Genomic DNA, 13,260 nt, shown 5'->3' with positions numbered 1-13,260 from the left:
CAGAGTACCCTTAAGGGCCGAATATAGACATTTCGTTTCATATGTATGGCGCGCCTTCCGCCCCACCATCCAGGCATAGGCGCACGAAAAGACAGTTTATGACTAAAGAATCACCGCGAAATTTCCGGTACCGCTATGACCTTGATGGTCTGCGCGGTATTGCCATCGGCCTAGTAGTTATCTACCACGTATTCGTCGGACGCGTATCCGGCGGCGTCGACGTATTCTTGCTGCTATCCGGCTACTTCTTCTTGGGCTCCCAGCTGCGCTACGCGAGCAAGCCCAACGCCTCGCTGAACCCTTGGTGGCCCATCTGGCGCACCTTGCGGCGCCTGGTACCAAGCTTGGTTTTGGTCATCGGCGTGACCTACATTCTAGTGCGCATTTTCACCCCGCAGCTCATGCGCACCGAGCTCACCCAGCAGATCACAGCCACCATGCTGTATTACCAGAACTGGGAGCTAGCGGAGCAAAACGCCGACTACACGGCGGCCGCAGCTGATACCTCACCGCTGCAGCACATGTGGTCCATGGCCGTGCAGGGCCAGTTCTACATCATGGGCATTGCCTTTGCGCTCATCTTGGCTGCCATCATGAAGTTCCGACCGAAGCAGCAGCCTTTGGGCAAGCGCAGCTTCCCCACGGTCAACCAGATTGCTGGCCCGATCCTCATCGTGGTCACGATTGCTTCCTTCGCCTATGCTTCGCGCCACGGCCTCTACGGAACTCCGGAGAACTACTACTCCACCTGGTCGCGCGCTTGGGAGTTAACCTTGGGCGCGGTCCTGGCTATCTACGGTTCCTCCTGGAAGATTCCGGCCCGCCTCTATGACCTCTTTACTGGTCTGGGCCTTTTGATGCTCGTCTTTACCGGTGCCATCATCGCGGATACCACTGCGTATCCTGGCCCGCTTTCCCTTTTGCCACTAGGCGGCGCCGTGCTCATTATCTTGGGCGGCGGTGGCAAGATTTCCAAGGCCATGGCCTCCAAGCAGGCGCGCTGGCTGGGCGATGTAGCCTACCCGCTCTACCTGTGGCACTGGCCATTGCTTATTTTGTCCACGTCCTACCTGGGTCAAGAAACCCCGTCGTGGTGGTTGGGCGTCATCATTATCGTCATTTCTCTAGTGTTGGCGGACCTCACGCACCGCTTTTTGGAAAAGCCCCTGCGACAGCATCGCAAGCGCCCCACGGCCGAGGATCTGCCGGTACGCAAGGGCCTGTCGACCTTGCAGAAACCCGCCGGTGCCGCCCGCGGTGTAGGTGGCGTTGTAGTCGCCGCGGCCGTTGTCGGCCTCTTGGCTGTCCAGCCACTGTGGATGCGCACCCTTGATGATGCTGATGCGGAGCTTTTGGACCCTGCCCTCTACCCCGGCGCAACGACGTTCATCAACGACATCACCCCGCCGGATAATGTGGAGGTCAAGCCCGATCCAATTCTGGCCGGCGGCATCCAGCCACCCGTCGCTACAAATTGGTGCTTCGTGCCAGATAGCCAGCCTGCTGACTTCTTCTTTGAAACCCGCAAGGACGGTAAGACCCCCTGCATTTTCGGTGACCTCAATGCGGAGAAGGAAGTCTATTTGGTGGGCGGTTCCCACGCGGAGCAGTATTCTGCCCCGCTGGACCGTTTAGGCAAGGAAATGGGCTTTAAGCTGGTACCGCTGCTGCGCCAGGGCTGCCCGATTGAATTGGGTGACGATGTCACCGTGACCCCAGAGTGTGCCGAGTGGGGCGAGCTAGTCATGGAACGCATCGAAGAGGCAAACCCGGCCTTGGTCATCTCGAATACCACTCGCCCGCAAAATGAATATGGCACCGGCCCTGATGCCGTGCCCGCCGGCTACCAGGCATTCTGGGAGGAATTGGCCGACCGCGATATTCCTTTCTTGGGCTTCCGCGATAACCCGTGGGGATTCGATGAAGAAGGCCGTCCACGCGAGTTTGATGAGTGCTACGTCGCTACCGAAGATGCCTACGGCTGCGGCATGCGCTTTGAGCAGGTCTACCAGCCTTATGATCCCGGTGCAGTCGTGTTGTCGAAGTACCAAAATATGCTCTCGATTGATACCGCTCCGTGGTTCTGCGATGCCAATGGTGACTGCCCAGTCATCATCGGCAATACGATGGTCTACCGCGACATGCACCACATCACCAATGCTTTTGCGGAATCAGCAATGCCGATGATCCGCGAGGCCCTAAAGCCCTTCCTCAACGGGGAAAAAGTCCAGCAGGAAGCCCCGGACATTCCACCGGAGCAGGCTGCAGGAGCCGTGGAGCAAGCGCCCGCAGCGCCTACCGACGCCGGCAAGCAACATGCCAACCCCGTCCCCTACCCCAACGCCGCACAAGACGATGCCGTCTAGGCCATAGCTCGGTCGTGCTCAAGCCCCGAAAACGAAGGCGCCTCATGCAAAGGCGCGCTGGGGCTTAGGGCGGCGTCGGCAAGCCGCACAAAAAAGGAGGCTCCCGCAGCAACGCGGAAGCCTCCTTCTTTATGCTTTAAGGCTGGGAAAACTACTTTTTACCCTTGCCAAAGTCCAGGTTGTCGAGATCGATATTTTCCATTCCCTTCGGCATCTTTGGCATGCCGGGCATACCTGGCATGCCACCGCCGCCGCCCATTTGCTGCTGGAGCTTTTGCAGCTCCTCCATGGACGGCATGCCGCCGCCTCCGGGCATTCCTGGCATTCCGCCCATGCCCGGCATCTTCGGGCCGCGGTTGCCACCGCCGCCCTTGCCCTTCTTTCGCTTGCCATTCTTGCCCTTGCGACCCTTGGGCTTCTTCTTGGTAGCGGAGCGACCACCCATGCCGCCCATGCCGAATTGGCCGGCCATCTTGGACATCATCTTCTTAGCCTGGTTGAAGCGCTCAATGAGCTGGTTGACCTCGGAAACGCTGACACCAGAACCATTAGCAATGCGCTTGCGGCGCGATGCATTGAGAATCTTCGGGTCTTCGCGCTCCTGCGGAGTCATACCGCGGATGATCGCCTGGATGCGGTCCAGCTGCTTTTCATCCACCATGGCGGCCATTTCATTCATCTGCTTGCCGCCGGGCATCATCTTCAGCAGGTTGCCGATGGGGCCCATCTTGCGGATCATCAGCATCTGCTCAAGGAAGTCATTGAGCGTCAGCTCGCCAGAGCCCAGCTTAGAGGCTGCTTCTTCGGCTTTCTGGTGGTCCAGGGTTGCTTCAGCCTGCTCGATAAGGGAGAGCAAATCACCCATGCCCAGAATGCGGCTGGACATGCGCTCCGGGTGGAAGACATCGAAATCATCGAGCTTCTCACCGGTAGAGGCGTACATGATGGGCTTGCCGGTGACCTCACGGATAGACAAGGCCGCACCACCGCGGGCGTCACCGTCCAGCTTGGTGAGAACAACGCCGGTAAAGTCCACGCCATCACGGAAGGCCTCGGCCGTCTGCACGGCGTCCTGGCCGATCATGGAGTCAATAACAAAGAGGACTTCGTCCGGGTTGACGGCATCGCGGATATTGCGCGCCTGCGTCATCAGGGTCTCATCGATGCCCAAGCGGCCAGCGGTATCGATGATGACCACATCGTGCTGCTTCTGTTTGGCCTCAGCAATGCCCTGCTTGGCGACGTCCACCGGGTCCCCATGCGAGGTACCCATTTCATGCTCGTTGGAGTCCAGGGAGGTTCCCGGATCCGGTGCAAAGGTCGGCACCTCAGCGCGCTCGCCGACGATTTGCAGCTGCTGCACCGCGCCTGGGCGCTGCAAGTCACAGGCCACCAGCATCGGGGTATGGCCCTGCTTAGCCAGGTGCTTGGCCAACTTACCGGCCAAGGTGGTTTTACCAGCACCCTGCAGGCCGGCAAGCATGATCACCGTCGGCGGGTTCTTAGCCAAGTTCAGGCGGCGGGTTTCGCCACCGAGGATCTCAATGAGCTCCTCATTGACGATCTTGACTACCTGCTGCGCCGGGTTGAGCGCCTCAGAGACTTCCGCGCCGCGGGCGCGTTCCTTGATGCGCTTGATAAAGCCACGGACGACGGTCAAAGATACGTCGGCTTCCAGCAGCGCGAGGCGGATCTCACGAGCGGTGGCATTGATATCAGCCTCGGTCAGTTTGCCCTTACCGCGCAGGCCCGCCAGGGCTGACTGTAGGCGGTCTGATAGTGAGTCAAACACTACGGATGCGCTCCCTTAATTTAGATCGATCTAAAGTTCAACTATTCAATCTTAGTCCCTAGCCAGGGCCCTGGTCACATTCCCCACCACGGTAGCGCGAGAAACCTGCCCGGCGAGGTACACATTGACGATCATCGTCGCGCCCAAAATCTCATGGCGCAGCCACACAAAGTCCGGCAGTGCCTCTACCAAGTGCCCTAAAGCACCGATGCGCTCAACCGTCCGGATGACCAAAATGCCGCCTACATCGAATGCCGCAGTGGTCACCTCGCCAGCAATGGCCGGCAGCTCCGTATAAGTTCGTGAGTTATAGGACTGGATAAACCTTATCTCCTGCGCTGCCTCCTTTAGGGTCTGTTGCACCGTGCGGATGAAAAACTCCGCCTTGTAGGCACCGTCCTCCTCGCGAACGACATTAGCCCGCACGATGGTCCATCCGAGAGCCGATAACAGGGCAAATATGCGCTTTAGCTCCCCTTGAGAGGTACCGCACCACGACACGCTGACTTCTTGGTCTTCCCAATCCACTTTGAGCGCAACGCCTTCGCTAGATAGCGGTACATGCACAGCAGGGCGGTCGAGAACACGCGGTTTGAGCGCCTCAAGTGCCCGCGCGACGATCAGCTTCTGTGCTTGCTTCACTCGCGGTGTCCACACGCCAGGCCCGGTCGATTGGGCATCAGCCTCAGCCAACACCGCTAACAGGGAAATAGTTAGCTGATCATAATGCGCGGCAGCCAATAAGGTGTCGCGAGCGGCGTCGGAGGCCGGATCCATCGTCGCCGCTAACCGCGCCAAGGTGGTATGTTCTGCCACCAGGGTTTGGGCGCGCGACCTATCGGCAACACTCAACCGCATACGGGCTGCCTGGTGGGTAATCATCTCCGCACCTACTTGCGCATGAGGGCGCCCGTAGCCCTTGCCTATGTCATGGTAAAGCGCCGCCAAAAGCAATAAGTCCGGTCGAGCCACCGAGGTACGCATTTCCGCACAGCGGGTAACCGTAGCGATGAGATGATGGTCCACCGCATTGACGTGGCTGCGCTCGCGCGGCAATAAGCCGCGCACATGCCCCCATTCCGGGACTAAGCGTTCCCATAGGCCATAGTGGTCCAAGTCCTGTATGACACGCGGCGTGCATCGCGGGGAGGACAAAATAGCGAAGAAATCATCCACCGCTGCCCGCGGCCAGCGTGGCGGCAGCTCGGGCAGGTCTTGGAGCTGGTGCCAGGTGGTCTCGGCGATGATATATCCCGTGCGTGCCGCGGCAGCCGCCACGCGGGTGAGCAGCCACGGGTCCTCTACATTTGGCTTGCGCGAAAGGAAAATGCCGCCGGCCTCAGCCACGACGTCCACATCGAGCGGGCGGCGCCGGCCCCGGCCGGTCGCTGAAGCATTACGGCCTAGTACCCCACGGGCGGTGGCAAGGCCGCGCTCCACCGCCTTATTGACCGTGGCTGCAGCGCTGACCAAAGCTGCCGTCAGTGCGTAGCGACTTTCAAAACCCAGGTCCGCCGCTACGTCCGCGGCAAACTCGGGATCCAGTATGTCCCGGTGGCGCCGGGCTGTGACGTGCAGGAGCGTGCGGGCGTCGAGAAGCAGCCGCTGTTCACCGTCCAGATCTGGAAAGTCGCACAGGTTGCCCAAAGCCATCGCGCGCAAGAGCTGAATATCGCGCAGTCCCCCGCGCCCATTTTTCAAGTCCGGGTTCGTCATCGCTGCCACCGCGCCCGAACGTTTCCACCGAGTAATCGCGGTATCCAAGAAATCATCAAAGCCGCGCTGCAGCTGGCGCCGCCACGCAGCGAGCAATTGCGCCCGCGCCTCATCCACCAGAACCTTGCGCCCTGCTACAAAGGCCAAATCCAGCTGGGCAAAGCCGGCAGAGGCATCTTCGGCAGCAATCGCCCCGCACTCTTGTGGGGTACGTAGGGCATAATCCAGGCGGTACTTGGCATCCCACACGGGATACCACAGCTGCTCCACCAGAGTCGGATCTGGCTCGTGGCCTTCCGCATAGATGAGGATGACATCAATATCCGAGTACGGAGTCATCTCATTGCGGGCAAAGGAACCGGTGGCAGCGAGCGCGGTTCCTGGTGGAAGCTCGAGACTGCGCAATACACGAAGCGCCGAGGCATGGGCCTCGGCGCGAATCTGTGCGGCGGTATGCATGCGGGCTTAAAGTGCCGCCTCGCCGCGCTCGCCAGTGCGCACACGAATGGCATCTTCAACTGGGGTTACCCACAGCTTGCCGTCGCCGATCTTGCCCGTGTAGGCAGCATCCACGATGGCGTTAATGATGTCTTCGACGTGGTCATCGGCCGCAACAACCTCCAGCTTAACCTTAGGCACGAAGTCAGTGGCGTATTCTGCCCCTCGGTATACCTCGCTGTGCCCACGTTGCTGTCCGAAGCCCTGGCTTTCTGTAACAGTGAGGCCGCGTACTTCCTGCTGCTCCAGAGCCTGGCGGATTTCCGGCAGGGTGAAGGGCTTAACGATGGCCGTGATGAGTTTCATTGTTACTCCTTGCAATCTCTTCGGGGCGGGTCTAGAAGCACCGAATAACGTGCACCCATTCTAGCCCGAGCACAACAATTGCTGTGCAACTTTTCCGCATTGTGAATCCAGGGTGCAGGTGGGCTCAGAAGACCCCACTGTGCAACCAGAAAAGCGGCGAGCGGTTCTGTTCTCCGCGCAGCTACGCGCAGGAGCAGAAAGGGCTCGCCGCCAGAAGGAACTGGAGAGGACTAGATATCGTCTTCCCCTGCTTGCACGGTCTGAATTTTCTTATGGTTGTGCTTGGCGTGCTTGACGTCGGTGACGGTTACGCCATAGATGGAACGGCCCAGATAAAAGGAACCTACCGAGCCGATGATCCATACACCGAAGCAGGCAATCAGTGCTTGGATGAGCAGCCACAGCGAAAAACCATCGCGGCCAAAGTCCACGACTAGCTTGGCCACGATGATCAGCGGCACCGCAAGTCCCACGGTAGGGCCCAGCAGGTTGGCACGGGTCAAGGCATCGGGCGCTCGCCACAGAGACACCACCGTAGCGACCACCAAGATAGTAGCGATGATAAGCAGGACCGAAGCGATAATTTCAGAGATGGCCATGGTTTATCGCCTACCCTTCGAAATAATGCGGGCCATCGATAGCGTCGGTAGCACACCGGCGGCAATGGCTCCGAGGAGTGCAATGTAATACGCCATCGGGGCATTATTCGTCATCGACCACGCTAAATACATGCAGATCATGCCGTAGAAAACGATATCCGAGGTAATGGCGCGGGTGAGCTCATCGCGCGTGCGAAGCGCCAGCAGCACGCCGCACCACGTGGCGATGCCCATGATGAATACGCATACAAATACGACCCAGCCGAACGGGGACAATGTGGCAAAGTCAATCATCGCTCGGTCTCCTTTCTGCGTTGTACGTTGCGGGCGCGGCGCTTTGGCTTTTCGACGTCCGCTTCGCTTTCTGAAAGCGGAGTGTCCTCCGCCCGAGCCAAGTCTGGCGAGCGCATATAACGACCGACGGACTCGAGCGGATACTCGTAGAAAGCCTCATCCAATTCTGTAGTCTCCCCTTGCCCCGGGACGCCGTAATCGATGTCCTTAACCCGCGGGGCGAGGCGCTGTTCCATATCAGCAAGATCAGCGACGATTCCCGCTGGGTCGGATCCTTGGACGGCCTGTACCAGCACGATGCGGGGCAGACCTTTGCGGGGCGGTTCACGCAAACCGAGCGAGAGCGTGCCCGGGGTTGCGGTAATGGAGGACGTAAACCAGAAGATCTCCCAGGCGCTAGTCACGCGCAGTGGGTAACGAATGATAACCGGGTTATATTCGTTATCCGGTTTGAAGGCCGCCAGTGCCAAGCTAATGCCGGCGACGAAAATCTCCTTGATGAGCCACAATGCATACACAATTGCGTTCATTTAACGGCCCTCCTGGATTTCATCGATATTGGGAACGGCAATCGGCTCATCTCCCAAGACGGTTTCAGTATATGCGTTAGTATCCAGCAGCTGCTCCGCTGCAGAATCCACGACATCGAGGACGATGCCGGAGAAGATGAACATGCACAGCGAACCAAGGATGAGAGCCGCGGATGGGGCCATGAGCTTTTTGCGGATGACCAATTCATCTGGGACCTTGTCCTCCGGCAGGCCCTTGCCCCAAAAGACCTTGCGCCACACGCGCAGCATGGCCAAGAAGGCAGCGAAGGAAGCGATGATGATGGCCGCGATAGCAATCCAGGCCCAAGCACCGCCCACGCGGGCAATCTCGAAGACAATCATCAGCTTGCCCCACATTCCCGAGAACGGTGGGAAGCCCACGACGGAGAATGCACCGGCAGCGAAGATCCAGGCGATGATGGGGTCGCGGCGAGCAAGGCCGGAAAGCTTGCTGAGCAAGCCTGTGCCGTAGGTTTCCTCAATGGCACCAGAAGCCAAAATCAGCGAACCAACGGTCAGCATGTGGTGAATCGTGTACATGATGCCAGCTGCCAGTGCACGACGTGGGTCATCAGAGGTGAACGCAAGCATGACCAAAATGAAAGGCATGCCGTTGAGCATCTGGTAGCCGAGGACGCGGCGAATGGAATTTTCCGCTAGGCCGCCGAAGGCACCGATCATCATGGAAATAATCATGATGACAATGATCATCACATTCCAGCGCTGTTCCAGATCGAATAGCTGCACGTAGAGGCGGTAGAGCATGTAGACGGCCACTTTGGTGTGCAGGCCGGAAAACAGGCCCATCACCGCGGCCGAGGTCCCTGGGTAGGTGCGTGGCAGCCACGACTGCACGGGGAACACGCCGGCCTTGGCGGTAATCGCAATGAGGATCAAGCCTGCTGCCACGGTCACCGGCCCATTGCCTGCCGCTGCGCCCTTCAGCGCGCCCAGGTTAACCGCACCGGTAACCGAATACATATAACCCACGCCAACAACCAACAAGGTGGAGGCGAAAAGGTTAACCAAGACGAAGGCACGGCCGGCTGCCAAGCGCGACCACGTACCAGACATGGTGATAAGGCCATAGGACGGCAAAAGCATGACCTCAATAAAGACGAAGAAGTTAAAGAGGTCGGCGGTGAGCAATGCGCCGCACACACCAGTGATCAAGATCAGGGTGAGCGAAGGATAGTAGCGAGACTTAGTCTCTCCGCCCACAATGGCAAACCAGTTGGCACCAAACGCGACGATCATCGTAGTAATGATCATCAACGCGGAGAAGGCATCGGCCGCAAACGGGATACCCACATTGCCTTGGTAGAGGCCAACGGTATGGGCTACTACCCCATTGTTCATGGTGTAGATGAGCAGGCCCAAGCCGGCGAAAATTCCAACGCCCGGGATGATAAGCATGATGGAATCGCGCACCGCACGCCACGGTGCTAGCAGCGCGAAGGCCGCTGCAATCAGCGGGACCGCTGGAAATAGCGGAAGGAGTTGAGCTACAGCATCAGCCATTATTTGTCATCCTCCTTCTGTTGAGTTGCCCCGCGTTCTGCAACGGGAGTGTTGTGGTCCACCTGACCGATTCGGTCCAGCTGATTGGTGGACTCTTCCAAAATTTGGCGATTTTGGGCGTCTCGACCCAAGGTCGAAAAGGCATGGTCGATGGTGTTGTCATCAACCGGCTCCACCACGTCGGTGTCGTCGTTCTTGCCCATGGCCGCCATCGTCAACAAGATGGTCGAGGTTGCCATGGAAATAACGACGGCGGTCAGCACAAAGGCCTGCGGCAGCGGGTCGGCCATCTGATCGTGCGGAACCTGGGATGGGAAGGACTCTCCGCGGTAGGAATACACGCCCGTAGCCAGCAGCATCAGGTTGGCACCGTGGCCAAAGGCCATCATGCCCAACACGATGCGTACCAGGCCGCGCTGCTGGATGAGATAGACAGCACTGCCGATGAGTAAAGCAATAGTCAGTGCAAGGATCATTACTTCTCCCCTCCCCGGTTAGCCACGGAGCGCTTATTCTTCCTCTTCGTCTTTGCTTCCGAAGGCGTCAGCAAGGCCAACGGATCGGTCGAAGGGTTGATCGGGTCTGGGTACGGATCGTCGACATCCTCGAGCGAAATGCGTGGAGTCGTCGGCAGCGCGGAATCATCATCATGAACCCATGGCAAGAAGTCACGCTCCGTGCCTGGGCGCAGGTAGCCACCCAATGCGTTAATCGCCATGGTCAACATACCCAGCACTGCTAGGTAGATGCCCAAGTCGAAGATGAGCGAGGTGGTCCAGTGTTGGCCAAAGGCCTCGGCATGAATTGCAGCCAAGAAGCCACCATTGCCAAAGCCGTGGTGCAAGTAACCCACAAAGCCGGCGATCAAGGCGGTTATGATGCCAATACCGGTCAGGTGAATCGGAGTCATGCGGCCGAAAACAATCTCATCGGAGCCACGGGACAGATAGATAAGCCCGATTGCCGCGCCCATGATCAGCGCTGCGGGGAAGCCACCACCGGAGGCATTGTGCCCGCGGAAGAAAACGATGACGGACATAATGACCAACAGCGGGATGACAACGTGCACGCCCTTGCGCAATGGCACGGAGTTCAGCTGGGACTGGCCAAACGGTGCTGGGCGTGTACCCGACTTGAACGGGAATCGCGGCAACGTCGTAGTGATGGCTGCAATAACCACCGCAGCCATACCCAGAACGGAAAGCTCGCCCAAGGTATCGAGTGCACGGAATTCCACGATGATAGTAGCGACAACATTGTCGCCGCCGGTGATATCCGGAGCATTGTCCAGGTACCACATGGCCAAATCGGAGCGCTCGTGGCGGCCCATGAGTCCCCACACGCCCAGGAACGCAGCCACACCGGCCAAGACCGCAATGACGATGGAGCCGGTCTTGCGGGATTTGTTCTTCACCGGATGGAAGGTTTCTGGCAGGTAGCGCAGCACCATCATCATGACGATGACGGACAGGGCCTCCACCATAAACTGGGTCAGCGCCACGTCAGGTGCGCCCAGCAGGAACATCTGCAGGGTCACGCCCGAGCCGGCAATGCCAATCATGATGGCACCCGTCAAGCGGTTCTGGGTGCGCACTAGTCCAAACATCGCTAGGGCGATGATGCCCAGTGGCAGCAGGTCCCATGGGTTATCCAAACCATCCACCCGTGGCTGCAGTGCTACCCCGTCGACGCCATCGCGGATGAGGGTGGTGGCAACCAGCACGATGATCAAAATGACAATCGGCAGCATGTGGCGGGATGGATTATGCGAGTCGGACATCTTGCCCAAGACGCGCCCCAACTGGGAGCAGCCCTTCATCAAGGAGTACAGCAAATCATTGCCGCTACGCGGCATGAACTCGTGGGCTTCAAAGCTTGCCCACATCTTCTTGCGGGCAAAGATACCGGCAATACCGAGGATGAGGACCACTAGCGAGATAAGGAAAGGAACGTTGAGCCCGTGCCAGAGGGCAAGGTGCGAATGATGCTCCAATCCCACGGCAGCCACTGCATCATCGATCGGGGCATCAAAGAGCCCGAGCACAAATACCAGCGGCAGAGACATAAAGCCCGGCAAAGCTGCAGGTAGCCACAGCGACACTGGTGCTTCATGGACATCTCCCATGTCGCGAGGTCCGTCAAAGAAGGCGCCGAAGACAATCTTTGCGGAGTAAGTAAAGGTAAAGAAAGCACCGATACCGGCAACGATGAGAAGGATTACCTGGCCCGCGCCGCCAATCGGGGCGTCTTCAAACGCGGTAAGCATTCCTTCCTTGGACACAAAGCCCAAAAGCGGTGGCACCGCAGCCATCGAGGCTGCACCGATTACTACGGAACCGAAGGTCCACGGCATCTTATTCCACAGCGGTCCAAGGCGGCGAATATCGCGCGACCCAGCCTCGTGGTCGATGACGCCAATGAGCATAAACAGCGAGGACTTAAACAGCGCGTGCGCCAGAGTGTGGACCAGCGCTGCGGCGATAGCGAACGGGGTGCCCACACCGATGGTGGCAACGATCCAGCCCAGATGGGAGACGGTGGAATAGGCCGTAAGCTTTTTCAGATCCGTCTTCTGCACTGCAAATACCGCGGACATGACCGCGGTGCCCATGCCTACGACGATGAGCAACCAATTCCACACCGCCACATCGTGGAAGATGGTGGAAAAGCGAATAAGCAGGTACACACCGGCCTTGACCACCGCTGCCGCGTGAAGGAAAGCCGATACCGGCGTGGCGGCGGCCATAGCCTCTGGCAACCAGAAATGGAATGGGAACTGCGCCGCCTTGGTAAAGGCGGACGCCGCAATCAACACGGCTACGGCTGCCGTTACCCCTGGGCGTTCCGTCCATACAGGGGACGCCAAGATGGCAGATACGGTAGTCGATCCGGTCACCGTCGCGGCAATACCCAAGCCAGTCAGCAGGGTCAATCCGCCAATAAAGGTCAGGATTAAGGTGCGCTGCGAACCAGCCTCGCCGCCGGAACCGGAGCGAGCGATCAACATAAACGAAGCCAAGGAGACTAGCTCCCAGGCAAGGAACAAAACCACCACGTCGTTGGCCAGAACCAGCAACAAGATGGACAGCGTGAACGCTGTCATCAAGGTATAAAAGCTGGTGTTGCCCTCATTCTTGGGCAGATAGGCCGCCGAATAAGTGAAAACGACGGCGCCAATGACCAGTGCCAACATAGCGAAGAAGATGCTCAACGCGTCCCCGCGGAGAGCAAAACTTACGTCGACGCCTGGTGCGATGAAATCACGCACCCAAGTGGCGTGGAAACTTAATTCCTCCCCGGCTGCAATGGCAGGAAATTCCTTGGCGATGAGGACCGCTGCAATAAGAAAAAGGCCAGCTAGTGGATAGCCTGCCTTTCGGTCAATAACCTTTACGGTTACCGGTGCCAAGATCACTGCCAGCGCCGCGAGGAGGACTGCATAAAGTAGCGTCACGAAATACTTGCCTCACGAACCTTGGTCTAGGTTTAATGCGGATTTCGCATTAAATACAGCCCTTTCAGGCTACCATTCCCGCCAAGGTCAAACCACATTGCAGCATTCCTCTACGTTTCATAAAAGGCGAGTACAACCGCCACAATTACGCTCGCAGGCAGAG

Annotated in this window: 10 protein-coding genes; 1 reads left to right on the top strand and 9 read right to left on the bottom strand. The window is 58.5% G+C overall.

Going from position 1 to position 13,260, the window contains the following annotated elements:
• The first annotated feature begins 98 nt into the window (after positions 1 to 98).
• A complete protein-coding gene (locus I6J28_RS06620; protein ID WP_204608491.1) occupies positions 99 to 2,366 on the top strand; it encodes an acyltransferase family protein in 2,268 nt (755 codons plus the stop codon).
• 151 nt (positions 2,367 to 2,517) lie between these two features.
• On the opposite strand, the gene ffh is transcribed toward I6J28_RS06620, so the two are convergent.
• The 9 genes from ffh to I6J28_RS06575 form a co-directional block, all read right to left on the bottom strand.
• Positions 2,518 to 4,158: a signal recognition particle protein gene (gene ffh, locus I6J28_RS06615; protein WP_204608489.1), complete on the bottom strand. Its 1,641-nt coding sequence runs from the start codon at positions 4,156 to 4,158 to the stop codon at positions 2,518 to 2,520.
• 51 nt (positions 4,159 to 4,209) lie between these two features.
• On the bottom strand, positions 4,210 to 6,333 hold the full coding sequence (locus I6J28_RS06610; protein ID WP_204608487.1) for a [protein-PII] uridylyltransferase: 2,124 nt from the start codon (positions 6,331 to 6,333) through the stop codon (positions 4,210 to 4,212).
• A 6-nt stretch (positions 6,334 to 6,339) separates the two neighbouring features.
• Positions 6,340 to 6,678 carry a P-II family nitrogen regulator gene (locus tag I6J28_RS06605; RefSeq protein WP_005325265.1) on the bottom strand — a complete coding sequence of 113 codons (339 nt, stop codon included), beginning with the start codon at positions 6,676 to 6,678 and terminating at the stop codon, positions 6,340 to 6,342.
• A gap of 230 nt (positions 6,679 to 6,908) precedes the next feature.
• Positions 6,909 to 7,277, bottom strand: a complete 369-nt coding sequence (locus I6J28_RS06600; RefSeq protein WP_204608484.1) for a Na+/H+ antiporter subunit G — start codon at positions 7,275 to 7,277, stop codon at positions 6,909 to 6,911.
• A gap of 3 nt (positions 7,278 to 7,280) precedes the next feature.
• Complete coding sequence (locus I6J28_RS06595) at positions 7,281 to 7,571, bottom strand: cation:proton antiporter (RefSeq protein ID WP_005328765.1); 291 nt, start codon at positions 7,569 to 7,571, stop codon at positions 7,281 to 7,283.
• A complete protein-coding gene (locus I6J28_RS06590; protein WP_005325271.1) occupies positions 7,568 to 8,101 on the bottom strand; it encodes a monovalent cation/H+ antiporter subunit E in 534 nt (177 codons plus the stop codon). The genes I6J28_RS06595 and I6J28_RS06590 overlap by 4 nt, the downstream gene beginning before the upstream one ends.
• A complete protein-coding gene (locus I6J28_RS06585) occupies positions 8,102 to 9,643 on the bottom strand; it encodes a monovalent cation/H+ antiporter subunit D family protein (RefSeq protein ID WP_204608481.1) in 1,542 nt (513 codons plus the stop codon).
• On the bottom strand, positions 9,643 to 10,119 hold the full coding sequence (locus I6J28_RS06580) for a sodium:proton antiporter (protein WP_005325274.1): 477 nt from the start codon (positions 10,117 to 10,119) through the stop codon (positions 9,643 to 9,645). Before I6J28_RS06580 ends, I6J28_RS06585 begins: the two co-directional genes overlap by 1 nt.
• Complete coding sequence (locus I6J28_RS06575; protein WP_204608478.1) at positions 10,119 to 13,097, bottom strand: DUF4040 family protein; 2,979 nt, start codon at positions 13,095 to 13,097, stop codon at positions 10,119 to 10,121. The genes I6J28_RS06580 and I6J28_RS06575 overlap by 1 nt, the downstream gene beginning before the upstream one ends.
• Between the last annotated feature and the right edge of the window lie 163 nt (positions 13,098 to 13,260).

Origin of the sequence: Corynebacterium tuberculostearicum, assembly GCF_016894265.1 — a bacterium.
Taxonomy (GTDB): Bacteria; Actinomycetota; Actinomycetes; order Mycobacteriales; family Mycobacteriaceae; genus Corynebacterium; species Corynebacterium tuberculostearicum_D.
This window is presented reverse-complemented; position numbering and strand designations above follow the sequence as displayed.